Source organism: Pseudomonas sp. MWU347 (assembly GCF_017947305.1).
Taxonomy (GTDB): domain Bacteria; phylum Pseudomonadota; class Gammaproteobacteria; order Pseudomonadales; family Pseudomonadaceae; genus Aquipseudomonas; species Aquipseudomonas putida_A.
In genome coordinates, this window is sequence record NZ_JAFGZB010000006.1 from 251,498 (window position 1) to 266,956 (window position 15,459).

11 protein-coding genes are annotated in these 15,459 nt (G+C 52.4%); 6 read left to right on the top strand and 5 right to left on the bottom strand.

Annotation, left to right across the window (positions count from 1 at the left end; all coding sequences use genetic code 11):
• Nucleotides 1-291 precede the first annotated feature (291 nt).
• The 5 genes from greB to KCG87_RS15320 all read left to right on the top strand — a co-directional run bounded on the left by greB (nt 292) and on the right by KCG87_RS15320 (nt 5,823).
• Nucleotides 292-765, top strand: coding sequence for a transcription elongation factor GreB (gene greB, locus KCG87_RS15300; RefSeq protein ID WP_210558343.1), 474 nt, complete (start codon nt 292-294; stop codon nt 763-765).
• A 534-nt stretch (nt 766-1,299) separates the two neighbouring features.
• On the top strand, nt 1,300-1,482 hold the full coding sequence (gene yhhA / locus KCG87_RS15305) for a YhhA family cyclophane-containing RiPP (RefSeq protein ID WP_210558345.1): 183 nt from the start codon (nt 1,300-1,302) through the stop codon (nt 1,480-1,482).
• Nucleotides 1,483-1,491: 9 nt separating this feature from the next.
• Nucleotides 1,492-3,666, top strand: coding sequence for a cyclophane-forming radical SAM/SPASM peptide maturase YhhB (yhhB, locus tag KCG87_RS15310; RefSeq protein WP_210558347.1), 2,175 nt, complete (start codon nt 1,492-1,494; stop codon nt 3,664-3,666).
• Nucleotides 3,623-4,636: a hypothetical protein gene (locus tag KCG87_RS15315; RefSeq protein ID WP_210558349.1), complete on the top strand. Its 1,014-nt coding sequence runs from the start codon at nt 3,623-3,625 to the stop codon at nt 4,634-4,636. Before yhhB ends, KCG87_RS15315 begins: the two co-directional genes overlap by 44 nt.
• On the top strand, nt 4,621-5,823 hold the full coding sequence (locus KCG87_RS15320; RefSeq protein WP_210558351.1) for a class I SAM-dependent methyltransferase: 1,203 nt from the start codon (nt 4,621-4,623) through the stop codon (nt 5,821-5,823). The genes KCG87_RS15315 and KCG87_RS15320 overlap by 16 nt, the downstream gene beginning before the upstream one ends.
• Nucleotides 5,824-6,026: 203 nt before the next feature.
• Here the strand turns inward: KCG87_RS15320 and KCG87_RS15325 are convergent, their stop codons facing one another.
• The 3 genes from KCG87_RS15325 to KCG87_RS15335 all read right to left on the bottom strand — a co-directional run bounded on the left by KCG87_RS15325 (nt 6,027) and on the right by KCG87_RS15335 (nt 11,057).
• On the bottom strand, nt 6,027-7,646 hold the full coding sequence (locus KCG87_RS15325) for a hypothetical protein (protein ID WP_210558352.1): 1,620 nt from the start codon (nt 7,644-7,646) through the stop codon (nt 6,027-6,029).
• A 42-nt stretch (nt 7,647-7,688) separates the two neighbouring features.
• Nucleotides 7,689-8,498, bottom strand: a complete 810-nt coding sequence (locus tag KCG87_RS15330; RefSeq protein ID WP_210558354.1) for a TIGR02391 family protein — start codon at nt 8,496-8,498, stop codon at nt 7,689-7,691.
• 960 nt (nt 8,499-9,458) lie between these two features.
• The gene (locus tag KCG87_RS15335; protein WP_210558356.1) at nt 9,459-11,057 is read right to left on the bottom strand and encodes a hypothetical protein; all 1,599 of its coding nucleotides are present in this window, start codon (nt 11,055-11,057) and stop codon (nt 9,459-9,461) included.
• Between the two features lie 676 nt (nt 11,058-11,733).
• Here KCG87_RS15335 and KCG87_RS15340 point away from each other — a divergent pair.
• On the top strand, nt 11,734-13,077 hold the full coding sequence (locus KCG87_RS15340) for a hypothetical protein (protein ID WP_210558358.1): 1,344 nt from the start codon (nt 11,734-11,736) through the stop codon (nt 13,075-13,077).
• Between the two features lie 617 nt (nt 13,078-13,694).
• Here the strand turns inward: KCG87_RS15340 and KCG87_RS15345 are convergent.
• Complete coding sequence (locus tag KCG87_RS15345) at nt 13,695-14,183, bottom strand: hypothetical protein (protein ID WP_210558360.1); 489 nt, start codon at nt 14,181-14,183, stop codon at nt 13,695-13,697.
• Nucleotides 14,184-14,620: 437 nt separating this feature from the next.
• Nucleotides 14,621-15,001, bottom strand: a complete 381-nt coding sequence (locus KCG87_RS15350; protein ID WP_246881751.1) for a helix-turn-helix transcriptional regulator — start codon at nt 14,999-15,001, stop codon at nt 14,621-14,623.
• Between the last annotated feature and the right edge of the window lie 458 nt (nt 15,002-15,459).

The window sequence follows — 15,459 nt, forward strand, 5'->3', positions numbered from 1 at the left end:
GCACATACCGGGTAGACTCGTCACACAACTCCTGACCGACCTTCTCTTTAGCTTTTTCTTTTTTGGGCTTTTTTGGGTTCTAGCGTTGGCGTGGCCTTCAGTTATCGTGGCAATGTGTCGTCAATATCCCACGTTGCTGGTAGGCATTACTGAATGAGGTTTTGCCCGTGCGCAGTTTTCGCTGAAGCTATGATGCTGCGTGCTGTGCTGTGTGTTGACGGGCAGGTGTGGTCTTGCGGCCGGTAGCCGATATAGCCTTGTTGGAGATAAATCGTTAGTGGGAAATCCGTCTTGAGCACGAACATCATTACAAAGGAAGGTCATGAGGCTCTGAAGCAGGAGCTCGACTACCTTTGGCGGGAAAAGCGTCCTGACACTACGCGCAAGGTGACCTGGGCGGCATCGCTTGGCGACCGTAGTGAGAACGCTGACTATCAATACAATAAGAAGCTGCTCCGGGAAATCGATCGGCGCGTTCGGTACCTTCGCAAGCGCTTGGAGGATGTACGCGTAGTCGCGTACTCACCTGAGCAGGAAGGGAAGGTTTTTTTCGGCGCGTGGGTGGAGATCGAAAACGAGGCGGGTGACGTTAAGAAATTCAGGGTCGTAGGGTATGACGAAATCTACGGTCGCAACGATTACATCTCTATCGATTCGCCGATGGCGCGTGCGTTATTAAAGAAAGAAGTGGGGGATGAGGTGGTCGTGCAGACCCCAAGCGGAGAAATGTTGTGGTGGATTAACGAAATTTTTTACCCAAAATAGTAGGTCAGTGAGGGGAAAGGTGGATGTTTCAGCTCGTTTGTATGGCGTGCCTAAGAGCTGTTTACTGAGTCTCCAGCGGGCTTTAGCACCAGCTTTTCGATGCCGCAACGTTCAGAGAAGAACCTTGAAGAACGCCATCTAATGACTCCCTTTCCTCCGAGAACCCACACCGCTTCGCGCACAAGCTTTCAATAAAACTTTCTCAAATCTCTGCCTCATGTACCTCTACCCTGATGACGAGCTCAGTGGTGTAAGGGCAGTGGCAGGACTCGCTGCATTTCGTAGGGGGCGTCGTTTATTGCTTCGAGTGATCAGTGATTCTATGGGGGAGGGAGGTATCCTCGGCAATCTTATAGTGAGGCTATTTTAGCGACTGTGATGCCGCCAAAAGCGTCGAAAATGTTCCTATTGACGCTTAATTTTTTTCAGTAAGTGTCCATTCTTTCTATTTATTACAAAGCTTTCAGTAACCCTTGAAATGGTGTGGATCCATCGTTCATGATAATGGCACTTCAACATGTCAAGGAGCACGAGATGTCGTCTGCAGCAATCAAGATCGAAGAGTCGACCCAGTCGACAATTCGCCAAAGCCTGGCAAAAGGGCAGAGCACCAATCCAGCCATCCAACGCCTGCGTTCGCGCGTGTTGACTGAGTCGGACGTCAGCCAGGTCATCACCAGCTACGATCGCATGCACCACCGTCACAATCGTTCGTGAGTCACCTGCATGGACGCCGCTAAGTTCTCGTCGTTTTTGGTAAAAGTGGCATCGCGGTGCAACCTCGATTGCGATTATTGCTACGTCTACCACCACGCGGATCAGAGCTGGCGCTCCATGCCCAAATTCCTTTCCGTGGAACATCGCGAGGCATTTGCCCGCCAACTCGCGGAGTATGTGCTCCAGAGTGATCTGAAGCAGTGTACGGTCATTCTGCATGGCGGTGAGCCCTTGCTGCTAGGTGCTCAAGCACTTGCGGATTTTGCAGGGCTCCTTCGTCAGATCTGTACCATTCCTGTAGATGTCAGTCTGCAGACAAATGGCTTGCTGTTGACCGATGAGGCCCTGGGTATCTTTGCCAAGGCTGACGTCGGGGTTTCGCTTAGTCTGGATGGGCCAAAGTTCGCCAACGACAAGCATCGCCTGACCCGGAAGGGGCGTTCCAGCTTTGAGCAGACGGAGCAAGCACTCAAGCGCCTGCAGCAGTATCCATCGATCTTCGCGGGCGTCATTGCAGTGGTGGACGCATCGACCAGTGCGACCGAGTTATTTGAGTATTTTGATCAATTCGACATTCCACGTTTGGATTTCCTGCTACCGGATGCCCATTGGCTGCGACCACCTCCGGGACGTAACCAAGACCCAGGGCTGTATGAGAATTGGCTGGTCAATGCGTTTGATATCTGGTTCGACCAGTACCCGCATATACCACTGAGAACCTTTGAAGCCCTGCTCGATGTCTGTGCAGGACTGCCCTCCGGCACCGATGCATTTGGCTTTGGCGACGTGAGTTTGCTATCGATTGAAGCGGATGGCAGCTATCACGATCTGGACGTTCTGAAGGTGACTCAGGATGGGGCGACCAGGCTCGGTGGAACCGTGTTAGATACTCCCATTGCCGAGGTGGCGCTTTCACCCTCCATCGAGCAGCATCGGCGCTATTTGCGCAAAGATGGTCTGTCAGCCACTTGTCAGTCGTGTGCGATTGTAGAAATTTGTGGCGGCGGCTCGCTCCCTCATCGCTTCGGCGAGAATGGCTTCGACAATCCGACGGTGTACTGTAACGAGATGAAGCGCCTGGTTGCGCACATAAGCAATCGTTTAAAGGAGCATCTTTCCTCCGATTTGGTTCAGGAAACGCTGGTGCCGCTCCCCGACACGTTCGATTTGGCTCGTTTCGAACTGGCAGAGACTTCTCAGCCACATTTGAGCTGGCTTTGTACTGGTGCAAGGGGCGATGCGGTAGAGCGTCTGCGTCAGGCCTTGCACTTGTTCCCAAAAGACAGTCGTTCATCGCAGCTTCAATTGATGCATGACGCCACCTTTGAACATGTGGCGCTCCATCCTGGCGCCATTGCATGGTCAAGTGCGGCAGTGGCTCAGAACCGAGGGCACGCGTTGTTGGCGGTGGATGGTCAGGCCATTACGGTAAGTCCGGTCTATCTGGATATGTTGCTTGCACTGGCAGGTGAGAAAAAGGATAGCGTTACGCTCGATGTCGGCCGCAATGACCTCTGGCTAAGGGCTCCGTTCGGAGACGCTATTATCTTCGAAAGCGATGAGATTGCGGATGCCGGACGGGAGCTCGTCGAGCGTGCCATGGCTATCGTCAAGGCTTGGCGTCCAGAGCTTGCGGCTGAGATGTTGGCGGCGTGCAGCGCTGTTCAATTCGTTCGTGACCCCACCGCAGATCCAAGCAAGATCGTGTCGTTCAGTGACAACTCCGTTCCTGGGGCGCTCTACGTGTCGATCTCTCAAGGTGACGGATTGATTGACCCTTACGATCTGGCGGATTCATTGATCCACGAACATCGTCACCAGAAACTTTACCTGTTGGAGCGATACGCGCCGACTGTGGAGTGCACATCCGCCCAAGTCGTTTCTCCATGGAGAGAGGATTTGCGTCCACCATCGGGATTGCTCCATGCAGTCTTCGTTTTTGTAGAGCTCAGGCGTTTCTGGATGCACGTGCGCGACAGCGGGCCAGTGAGCCTCAACTCGCGCGCTGTTAACCAGATTGCAGATACCGACCTACACCTGAAGCAGGCATTTGCCACGCTAAAGGAATGTCCATTGACACAGATGGGGCTGAGCCTTGTTGACGTATTGAACCGTGCCGCCAAGGAAGGGACAGAGTCCGATGAGTACTCCGATTACAATTCCGTTATCCCGACTATCGCTTGATCCGCAGCAAAGGCACGCTCAGCTTCGGGACTATTTCTGCGATAAGGATGCCGTAGCCAGTCAAGTTGACGATCTATGGGCCTTGGCGCTGGATTGGTCGGATGATCCATACCGATACGTCGACCCCCGGCTCAATGAGGGGCTTGAGTGGTGGGGTGGCAATCTTCGCTATCAGGATATGGCAGCGGCCCGTAAGCGCAAAGGACGACTACTGTTATCGTTGAATGACACTTGGACATTGGAGAGTTGGAGCGAGTGGCTGGCCAAGAATCCGGGGCATCCAGACATCACCGTGCTTCATGTCGATGACCATAAGGATCTGGGGGCACCCCGACTCTTCGAGCGCCCTGACGGATGGATCGATCCCATCGAAGGGCAGGCTGTGAATCTTCATCAGCCCAACACCGTAACGAATGCGATCATGAGTGGTGCGTTGGGAATGGGAAGCTTCTTGACCCCCTTCCTTCACTACGCCCCTAGCACCGATGTACGTCACCTTTGCCAAGCCCCTAAATGCACCGGCACGGTCGATTCGGTGATCAAGCTGGAGTCACTGGCAGATACGTTGCTCAGTCCCAATGAGCGCCGTCCTGGGGTTTCGCTTGTCCCTGATGAAAAAGGGGTAGGTCGCGGGCGTTATCGGTTTACCGACGACCTCGAAGCTTGGCTTGAGGGGCTTGAAGGGAATGACACTGCGATCCTGCTTCACATTGACATGGATTACTTCTGCAACCGTTACGACGGAGACAGTGATTCTGTCGAGCGCCCAGGCCCTCTGAACGACCCATTGCCAGACGTGTTGAATCGCATCGATGAGCTTACCCAGGCATTACATCGACACTGTCTTGTGAATCGTCTTGCAGACGTCGTAATCGCCTTTTCTCCAGGCTTTTTTCCGGCGGAGTTCTGGGCTCAAAGTTGCGATCGACTCCTTTTCGGCTTAGGAGAGTCGCCATGGCTCGATCGTTGAGTGGTTCGAAGCCGAAAGTAGCCAAACGGCAGACACTCAAACCTCCTGCGGTAAAAGCCAAATCAAAGCTGGGCCCTGTGGCCGCAGACGCTATTGAGTTAATCAGAGCCCCAGGCTCACGTGAGCGAGGAGGTGGGCCAGGAGGAGAGGCGTGGATCATATTGACCAACGGCAAGCGGGCAGGTGCCGCTTATATCAACATGGTCGACGATTCGATCCGAGGCCATCATCCGTCCTTTCACGTTTTCCTGAACAGGCCCAGCCAAGGTCGGCAGATCGGTCGTATTGCCTATCAGCGTTGCTGTGCACTCAGCCAGTATGATGTCGTCTATGCGCACATGCGCAAATCCAATACCGCATCGCGCAAGGCGGCTGAGCATGCGGGCTTTGTCGATGCGACGGCACCTGAGGATTCTCAGCTTGTGTTGGTTTGGCGTAGGCAGTCCTCTGGGACGGCCGATGAGCAGTCGGTTAGTGCTGGGAGCGAGCGCATAGGCGGTGAAAATGAAATCCCATCGCAGGTACTTGACGGCAGTCACCACGAGGTTGAGCTGTCCACGGATCTGGCCAACGACATAGTCGAGAGTCCTATGAGTTCGATCGAGTTAGATTTTGACGAGAAAAATGATGACGTGCTCATTTGGAATGGGCAGGTGGTCATGTCGCGTACCGAGGAGGAGTATTTCAAGGCCCTGTTTCTGCGACTTGCTTACCTCAAACCGACTACCGTGCTGGAAATTGGTTTCGGGCTAGGCATTTCGGCCAGCCTCATTCAGGAGCATATGAAACCTGCCCGGCACGATATTTTTGAGATCGAGAAGGCCGTCTATAAAGACCTGGAGCGTTTTTCTGAGGCTAATCCGTCTGTGCATCCTCACTGCGGAGATTGGAAACAGTCCACTATCGATCAACAGTACGACTTCATATTTTTTGACCCGTTTGATTACTCACCAAACGAGCAGGGTGCTGAGGAGGATCGTGCCGATACCGCTGGGCGCATGAAGCTTCTCCTGAATCCTAGCGGAGTTCTTTGTCACCCACATTTTGGCGATGGCGATGTACCTGATCTGCCAGGTTTTACAACAGTCATCGTCGAACGCCTCAAGGTTTCGCCTATCAGAATGGCCGATGAAACGTTCTGCGAAGATGTGGCCATTGTTTTTCATCAGCCGGTAGGCAGTGAATAACGTTTACAGTTTCGGATTAACGGGTAATGAGGTAAGCGAAGGTCGCCCAAGCGTTGTCGTTAGCAGCAGCCTGCTCACGTTGACTCAGTGGCCGCTGTCGGGTGTGGCTGGAGGTGGGGAGTTTAGCTACGTTGAGCTTGCTGCATAGCGGTTAAGATTTTTCGATGCCGCGAGTGATGATCTCCCTATGACACCCATCACGCTCAACGATGTAGGCTGAGATCCAGCATCGCCGGGACTAAATTCACGGTAGGAAGAGGGGGCTTGTAGCTGTCAATGATCGGCTCAAGTTGACGAAGGATTTTCTCCCCGTTTAGCTCTTCATCGCGCAACACCGTTTTGTAGAGAACATCGAAACCCGTTGTAGCAACGGTGTATCGTCCTTGTTCTGACCGGCTCATGTCTCCGAACATTGCAAGGACAGCCAAGTAACATTTCCCGCCAACCCTTAGGGCAAGCGGCGTCAGGCATGCAGCTTCGAACGGCTCGTGTGCCTCGTCGAGCCTAAAGGTGAGATTTGCCCCAGCCTCGCTGCTTAAGAAAGCAGAGAGGGCCCTAATATCTCGATAGCTGCGCATGAGTTCTGTTGCAGAGATCACCAGGTTTCCCCGATCTCCGAAAAAGCTTTTCGTCTTGAGTAATATGTCAGCGATTTCTAGTGCCTGCGAATAGTCGGGCAAGCCTAAGCCGTTTTTGACGATTACAGAGCTCTGTTGGCCTTGGAAGTCCATCTCTATGGAAAGGTTTTTTGGAGCATGCATCAAGCAAACGATCTGAAAGAAATTAGAAAGCTCCTCCAGGTCTACTGGCAAGTTCGGATCAAGCGTTGCGGTGAATTGGGCGCTCGAGCCATCCTCATTCATAAACCAGTCAAAGGTGCCGCAATCGAATCGGATTTTTTTCAGGTTCTTGGGGAGCCAATCATGCATTGGGCTGAAGTAGGCTGAAGCACCCACCTGCGCGCTCGCGCCAGTAGACAGATCCCGGAAGGTCAGTGTGCCCTTTGCAGCTGGTGCAACCGGTGTGATCTCCATAAAACCTGCAGATGATTCGCGGCGACTACTCGGATCTTCATGCCCAAACCGTTTGGTGGAAAATTGCAGATTCTGCAATTCAACGCCTCCGCCCATTCCTAAGGTGGCGTTCACCAGTGCGGTGAGATTTTCCATGCCCTCAAGCTGGAAGTGCATTGCGTGGCTGCCATCCTCATAGCCAACTGTTTTTAGAAACATCGATTTCTTGTCGGTGTATTCAGCCGGTGAGCTTCCGACGGCCCGTAGGATTTCTGACTTGAAGGTGCTGGGTTCGCTGAGCTTTATTTCGCGGCCTAGCCCGAAGTCAATGCGTAGCGTGAGCTTGTGTAACCTTTCCGCTTTGCCAGCGATGATGTGAGCGTTCACCCTCTCCAGGATTTCACGGATCAGAGCTTCATCCACGTGACGTATGAATGCCCTTTGGGGATACGGCCCTTGAGAAAAGTCCATCAGGACATAGAAGGAGGGAAGCGGGCTGGTGGCCATCTTCCGGAGGTTGGATAGGGTGACATCGACTTTCAATGACGTGGTACGGGTGGATTTTACCTGGACTTTGCCTGCAATGATGGGCTCATGGAGCGTCAGCTGTGTAAGTTCGCTCGTTTCCTGTTCGACCTCGACGAAGACGTCCCATCCGTGTTTGTCAGCATTGCTTTTGTTTGCGGTCACTCCATCGACGGAGCAGAAACCCATAAAAAAATGCTCACCACCCGCTCCTATATCGCCCATAAATCCCTCTGTCTTTTCTTTCTTATCTGATTTTCTGGCTGGAGGCTGCTCATCGCCCACTGCGGCGGCTCGTGACTAGCTTTGCTCATATGGCCCTCACACTCACGAGGACATCTTTTGAGTGCGATCGAGCTTGCGATGCATCAGCGACACCATCGTGAGGATATCTAAGGCGTCCTGCTCGGACATCGGCCAATTTACTTTTGGAGCGTGGGCGAGGGGATTGCGTACAGCTCCGAATAGACCGATCAGCAGGTTGGCAAATCCCTTCTGTTCGCTCTTCTCTGATTCGGAAGTCAACGGCCCCAAAGCTAGTACGGGGTTTTGACCAAGGAATGCCTTCGTCACCAAATCAGCACCATCGCCGTTCAAGCCTGACAAACTACGGATCCTTTCAGCGATTCCCTTGGTAGCCTCAAAAACGGCGTGGAAGTAGTTATCGCTTAGCAGCTCGGAGCGACAGTAGTTCAGAACCTCCTCATGCACAGAGCGGGCCTCCAGCGCAGCCCTAAGTCGTCCCACTCGTGCGCGAGCCACGTCCAGGGTGGTTGCTTTGTCCGCGTGACCAACTTTTCCATCATCGCGTACGTAAAAGCCAGCAAAGGCGAGAACAACATTGAGCTCGTCCCGACGCCAAATGAATGCCGCTCGGTCTCGGGCGTAACTGACAGGGTTCATCGCACTATTGATGAACAGGACAAGATGGTTGCCGGCCTCGTGCTGGTTCTGCATGTGCGCCAACGCATTGAACAGACGTTTCCACTTGGTGTTATTAGGGTCAACGTCTGGAACCCGTATTTCTTGGAGAAGACGCCCGATTTGAGGGCCGCTCAAGCCTCGTTCGGTATCCGCAAGAACGCGACAAGCAGCTTCAAGGTGTTGTGAGTTGAATGGTTCGATCCGATTACCCAAAGCCAATCTCCGTAAGTATGCGAAGCGAGCACTGATAGTCCCTCCTTGGGTTGAAGCATCAGCTTTTTTGCAAGGCTAAGGGGCGTTCTCCAGCACCCTGGACAGTGCCAACGACTTCGATGGTCGTAATTACCTCATGCTCAGCAACACCCAGGTTTCCTTCCTGGCCTTCCGGTCAACCTTGGCCTTTGGGCTGGGTAATAAAATCCCCATGCGGCGGCACTAGCCTCATGCACATCTATTTTTGTCACGAATACGCGCTTCCAGCCGCGCTCCAGGACAATCCTGAAATCAAGCACAACAACGATACCATAATGACATGACGAGGCTTTCGAACGCCTCCCAACCCACTTAATTCAGCTGGCCAGCAGTCGTTGTATCTGCGGGCTTGGTCATGTTGGTGCAAACGAAGCTGTAGCCCCTACAGTCGATGCTCGCATACTGGATCTTCACTGAAGACGCCGGCTGCGAAGCTATGGGGTGTCGGCTTTACTAGGATGAGTTCTTTGGTGAGTTGATGAGTCATCAGCGCGGAACATTGCCATGAAAATGACGTGGGAGGAGGTCAAGGATTTCTATGCTGAACGGAGCAAAGGCATTGCGTGAGCACCTGCGGCTCATGGGGTTAAGTGGACGATCACCAAGCTCTGCTTCCAGCAAGAATCGGACACTCTCAGTAGTGGTCGTGAGGCCGGTTAACGCTTAGAAAACGCTGAGTACAACCACCGCGTAGACGTAAGGTGATTGCAGTAGCCTGCGAGCGGCGGAGAGGGGGCGATTTCGGTCAGTGTTGATCAGCAGCAACCGGCCAAAAGTGTATCTGTAAGGTCGGCCCCTGTTGTCAAAGAATGCCCAAGATATGCGGGCGCTTTCGACACTCTCGGCCAAGGCACCCTGGCGTTGACGTTGCGGCGGTTTCCGCGCCCGGCGCGCCATTATGAAACCGTGTTGTCTAACGAGCTAAGAGGGGACGCTACCCGTGGTAAACAGCTTTGCCAGCGCTCTTGCCAGTGCGTCGATCTCACCGATTATCAACTGAGATCGCAGAGGCAGCATGGTGTGGGGGATCAAGGTCTTAGGGTCTCGCACATAATGAGGGGTGTAGCCCACCAATCCGGCGTAGTGCGCAGCGTTGGTACCCAAGCCAGCGTAGAGCCGCTCGAACAACTCCTCCTCCTCTCGTTCTGAAAGCAGCCGATACTGCGATTTGCAGAACGCACAGACTTGGATGTAAAACGGGATGAATAATGGCCCTGCCACATACTTTGCTTGTTCGAGTGCTGCATTGAAATGTGTAAGTGCCAGTGGGCCGTCACCAGCAAACATGGCATTCCGGGCGTATCCCCATTCGTTGAGCCAGCTAGGGCCGTTCACCAATGCAGGATGCCAGGGCCCTTCGGTAAACCGCCGATGTTCATTTTTGTAAGCAAGCTCCAGGCTGTTCGGAATGTCTGCAGCACGGTTCAGTGAACCAGGTAAGCTCCTGATTCCATCGAGCAGGGCTTGATAGCGGCTGAACGCCTGTTGGGCGAAGGCTTCATGGCTGATGGGATAGTCATTGAATAACAGATCAAGCAAGTCGCTGCTGGGTATTGAGTGGTTGTGCTCAACCTGGCCGGGCGTCAGGTGGCCCTTCATCGACGGCGTGAATGACCCGCACTCAGCCACATGTACGTTAAGGTTGTGAGCGATCATCGCCGCAAAGGCGTGAATTGCAAATGTCTTTTCATGGATTGGCTTCGGGAGGTGGTAGGTCAGTGGTTGGAGGGTTGGATAAAAGGTTTCCCACTTCATCCGGCTGTGCTTACGTAGCCGGTCGATCACCTGTTTGGACTGAGTATTGACCGGCTGGGAGGTGAAATCACGGTTCCAAGCCTGCTCATTGAGCGGTCCCTCCTGCTGAAACTCGTGATACTGGTGAAGTTTGTGCATCGAAATGCCGGTGATCCGGCAAGCAGTGTCAACGAACCCTCTCAAGGGCCACTGCTCATCCGGCTCGGCATCTGGCCAAGCAAATTTTGGTAATAGGGAGCGGGCTAGCGTCGCCGCCATTTGGCGTAAGTTTTGGCCAAGAAAGCACTGGTAACTGTGCTTCTGGCTCTGCGTGTTGCAGGCGTACTCTCTGACAAACTCTCTGTAGTGAGCAAGCGCTGACACATAAAAGTCCACAGCCAGTTCGGCAACGCCCCAGCGGGAGTAGCGCTCATTGATCAGCATCTGGATGTATTGCTGCAACTCTATGTGTTCATCCATGGATTCAAAGTCGGCTTTGGATAGGTGATTCACATAGGCTTGGATCGTCCTGCTTTTCTTGACCTTCTTAGCATCCTTCGGAGCAATTTGGGCGGTCACCGCAACCAGGTCGTTGTGAGAACCATAGACGCCATCCTCCTTTTTAATTGCCTCGAAAGCCTGTCGCAACGCGATACGTCGATCTTTCTCTGTAGCGGCGATATGGAAGGTGACGTCCTGGTTGTCGCTATTCCACAGCCCCAGGCAGTCGCACACGACCTTGTGCAGGTAGCCCAGCGTCGGCAGTTGATGAGTGGTCGGCAGCATGCTTGTTTCTCCTTGAGTGAGATTGTCTCCATCCTAGGGATGTGGAAGCCTTTTACTAAGTATCAAAATCGCGATTGGTGCCAACACCTGGAATCTAAAGTCCACTGCCATTCGCCTTGCTCCATGGCGACACCGAGGTTGTGTCAGCTTGGCTGCCCATAATCGATCAGTATTGTTGCTGGACACGTTCCGCATCCAAGTGTTGGCCTTCCTACGCTGAAAAAACTCATGTGCCGGTGAGGTATGACTGTCATAAAATGGGTCGCATCAGTCCAAAGCGCAATTGCTGCGTTGGAAAGGAGTCAAGCGCACTGCCGACAACGGTGCGTTGGAGGGTTGTTTCACTTGGCTTGAATCTCTCAAAGGGGGGAGACGCTTCATAGCGACCCTTTCTGTTTCCAGGGGGGTGAGGCCGGTGCTCCCACTATCAGTCAAAAGATGATCGCGGCTAGACTTGGTCGGTCTTCGGCTTTTAGTAGGTATCCAATCGATGGCTCGCGATGATTTTTCCTCCAGCGTTGTAAGAAAGCTGAGGGACAGGGTTGCACATCGGTGTTCGAAACCAACCTGCAGGGTGCCGACTTCAGCCCCTCAAGATGAAGATGGTGTGACGAACGTTGGCAAAGCTGCCCACATTTGTGCCGCCTCCTCCGGTGGGCCTCGCTATGACGCCGGCATGACCAGCAATGAACGAAAGGCATTCTCCAACGGCATCTGGTTATGCGCGATTCATGCAGACGAGATCGATCGGGACGTCAGTACCCACACCGTGGAGCTGCTCAAAAGCTGGAAAAAGCAGGCCGAGGCCGCTACGAAATCCGAGCTTGGACGACAGCTGCCTAAAGAGACCGATGCGACCGACTTGTTAGCCATGACGCTCAGTGGGATGCCGAGAAAACTTCTTCCGAATGCAATACACCAAGCCCATACGGCTTCAGCACAAGTATTGGCAGCGGCTGACCCTCGTTTCGATGTGGTGAGCAGATACGATCCTTTGCATGGCACTGCTTTTCAGGTCAATGCCAAGGAAAATGTCCAGATCGCCATGAAGGTGGTTGGGAAAGATGCCCAGATCGCGGCAACCGGTTATGCAGCCCTTTTAGAGAACGGACATGCGTTTGAGCTCGATGTGAAAAATATCGAATTTCAAGGGTCTCCGTTGTTTGAAATGATTCAGGAACTGCTCGGTGGAGATGACGGCAAGATAAGTTTTTTTCAGCGATCCACAGCGGTAGTCATCAAACTGTCTGCAAAGGATCCAGCGACCGGCCAAAAAATTAATCTGGACGACATCCCCGGATCGATAACCTCCGGCACCGAATCGTACTGCCTACAGGGCGTATCGATGAAAGGAATGTTAAGTTTGAGGGCTGACGCAAGTCATAGCGGAGAAAGCTCCAAGATCAGTTTCAACATCAGTACAGAAAGCTGGAATGGTCGCGAAGTATCCCGGCTTCCCTGGTTCAACAAAATAGCGCCCTTTGTCGAGGCAGTTGTAAGCAAGTGGGAAATTGATTTAAGCGTGGAGATCGATGGAGAGCTGGTTTCTGGCATGACGCTGAACCTTATCCCGGATCACCTCCAACCGCTTTCTTATGCGATTTCATATGTTCAGATGGCTAGGACACTGTCCAGTTTTCTGGAGGCGCCGATATGTTTTGACGGGCGTTTTCGTCTAACTGTCCAATCCTTCGAAGAATTAGCGACCAGTATCGAGATTATAGAGGGTCATTATTTTGACTTGGATAAACTCTGCTTCCCCATCATGGGGAAATGTGTCGTCCAGGCCCCTGATGTCAGTAAACTGATCGGACACCAGTATGAGTTCGATCACTATGAGGCGATAGAGCGTAAACAGATTGAGGTTTTTGGTCAGCGTCTCCAGCTACCTCTGATACGCAGGGTTTTGAAGAACGGTGCAATGGAACTGGTCAGCTGCGACGAGGGGCAGGGAGTTGTTCGTATACATAGTCGGCCCGGTATTTCAATGTTTAGTCGTTATGAAAAAAACAATGACTGATTACCCCGTGACGGGGGGCGCCAAGCTGCAGAATTGACGAGGCCTAGGGAATTACGCCTTGTTCTGTTCGCATAAACACGTGCAGCAAGGCTGCTCAGAAAACCATTTATTGACTTCGGCGTCCCAACCAGGCTCGCAAAACTCAAAGGTGGGCCAGTAATTGTGAAACTCTTCGTAATCTAACTCTCTGGCAGTTTTCTGAGGCTTTCCGTAAATGAAACCCCAGACGAATGTACATTCGTTCTTTCCAATTGGTTGTCGACAGCATATGCATTGGTGTGCATTCAGGAAAACCAAGCTTCAGTATGGAAGCACTGAAAGATTCGGCTACTGCAGGCGTAAATCTTGAGTCGTACTCATTTGTCGCGTCAATTCCGAGATATAGCAGTCCAATGTACTGGAATAAACTATGATTTGCGCTTTCCTGTTTTTTAATGCTGTGAAAAGAGTCGAGGTGATAGCCTTCGTGCGATTGGGTTATGCTGAAGCTGATTTTGAGGTCGGACATGGGAAGTCTCTTTTTATTTTATGGTAACGATGGAGCAAGCGCCAATGCAACTCTAAGAGATTAAGCGAGGGCCTGGTGCTCGAAAGCGAACTTCTTTTGAGTTTTCGAGTCAGCGCCAAAGAGAAGCTAGCAAACCAATTGCTAGTCCGGTAGCGGCACTTGCCGCAATCCACCAGTTACTGATCAGACCTGAATGCCAGACTTTGATTGCCAGCATGCCGAAACTGGCGATCCCGGTAACCCATTTAAAGCGTGTAGCGACTTGTGAGACGCGACCGATAGCCATGCAAGTAGCGATAAGACTCGTTTGTAAAACGTGCGGTAATTTTCGAAATATTCTTCCGAATTTTGTCGCTTCGTAGCAGCTAGAGTAAAAATTACGTCCGTGAGAATTCACCGGGTATTGGGCGACTTTTATTGTTTTGAGTTTAAAGGCAAGTTTAATTGAGCTGTCACGGCGGAATCTCCAAGCTCTGGCGATGTCTTGTTCGTGATGCGAGGCTTTCATTTCCATCGGCGAGTCGCAGTCAAACAAAACTTCGCAGCCCATTATGCGATTTGCTTCGCTATTGAGCCGCGAGTGATGATGTTCCGTCAATCCGACTCCGTGTTCTATCATATCAATGCTGCAAGCTATCAGGTGCCGTCTCATCCAGATTGTAAATTCAGGGTTTACTTTTGGCATTAGTCTAGGATTTCTTTGTTTGAAGATTCGGTATTGTAATGCGCAGAGATGTAAGTATTTTCTGCCTAGATACAATCTATTATGCCCATGTTCTCAAGGGCACGGCTTTGGAGCTGTGGCATCTGTCTCGCCCGGCACCGTAGCCCAATGCCATTATCGCTGTCCAGTGGAACACTGTGGTCGCCAAGTGGCCGTGAGTTGAGCTAAAGGAGTAGGGGCTTAGAGCGGGTTGGCGGATTCTTGATGGCATTCGTTGAGGCGCTGCGGCGCCCCCCAGGGTGATGCTGCCGCGGGATAAAGGGGCAGGCGCAATGACGCCTGGCCATGAGGCTTTCTCTGCAAGTAGGTGGTTAGCGCGCCTTAATCAGATCACTTGGAGGCGAGGGAGGCCGCGCACGAGTAACGGTGGGAATGCCAAGTCCAGCCTTATTTTTCTTGGCAGTTGCGGCGTTGAGGTCTACAGGATTAAGGTGAGCCAGGCTTATCTTAAGACCGAACTTCTTGAATACAGCGTCTAGGGTCGCGACAGTCGGATTGCCGCTGTCGACCTCTAGCTGCGACAGCGTTCGCTTTGAGATTTTGCAGGCCATCGCGAACCTCTCTTGGCTTAAGCCCAGAACATCTTCACGAAGTCGCTTAGCTGCGTCACCGAGCGACAACTTCCCCTGGGCGACCCCATCGGCCACTGCTTGAATGTAGGCCTTGCGCTCTACTAGAGTCATCTCTTTCATATCAACCCCCATTCTTTCAGGCCTATCCGGAAGGCGTATGCATCAGGCGCATCCAGATCGAGCGGAATGCACTCGCGTGGCGCATTATAATGCACTGATGCGTAGTGAATGGTAGGTAGTGGCGCATTAAAATGCGCTGATCGAATTTGCATCATTCTCTCGGTGCTTGTAGAAAATGAATGGCTTACCAGTGGGTGCCTTTTTTCATTCTACATTGCTGACGACGTTGGGCCCCTCAACCACTACTCATGTAAGCGTCACCCCCTCATGCAGCTTCAACACCACCTTCAATCGCTACCCTTATTGCACCTCAGCCTCGAATGAGGAAGGCAATGCAATAGATGAGGCGTCACGACCCATCAAGCACAATACCCTCATGGTCGGCCGAATTCTGACGGTCGACGGAGTTTTCAGGCTCTACGGTTTCCCTCGCTCTACTGCATTCACTCGCTTTTATG

What these genes read in the sequence shown, in the direction of transcription:
- KCG87_RS15350 (WP_246881751.1), bottom strand. Translation starts at nt 15,001, where the DNA reads ATGAAAGAGATGACTCTAGTAGAGCGCAAGGCCTACATTCAAGCAGTG.
- KCG87_RS15340 (WP_210558358.1), top strand. Translation starts at nt 11,734, where the DNA reads ATGACCAGCAATGAACGAAAGGCATTCTCCAACGGCATCTGGTTATGC.
- KCG87_RS15335 (WP_210558356.1), bottom strand. Translation starts at nt 11,057, where the DNA reads ATGCTGCCGACCACTCATCAACTGCCGACGCTGGGCTACCTGCACAAG.
- yhhB (WP_210558347.1), top strand. Translation starts at nt 1,492, where the DNA reads ATGGACGCCGCTAAGTTCTCGTCGTTTTTGGTAAAAGTGGCATCGCGG.
- yhhA (WP_210558345.1), top strand. Translation starts at nt 1,300, where the DNA reads ATGTCGTCTGCAGCAATCAAGATCGAAGAGTCGACCCAGTCGACAATT.
- KCG87_RS15315 (WP_210558349.1), top strand. Translation starts at nt 3,623, where the DNA reads ATGAGTACTCCGATTACAATTCCGTTATCCCGACTATCGCTTGATCCG.
- KCG87_RS15320 (WP_210558351.1), top strand. Translation starts at nt 4,621, where the DNA reads ATGGCTCGATCGTTGAGTGGTTCGAAGCCGAAAGTAGCCAAACGGCAG.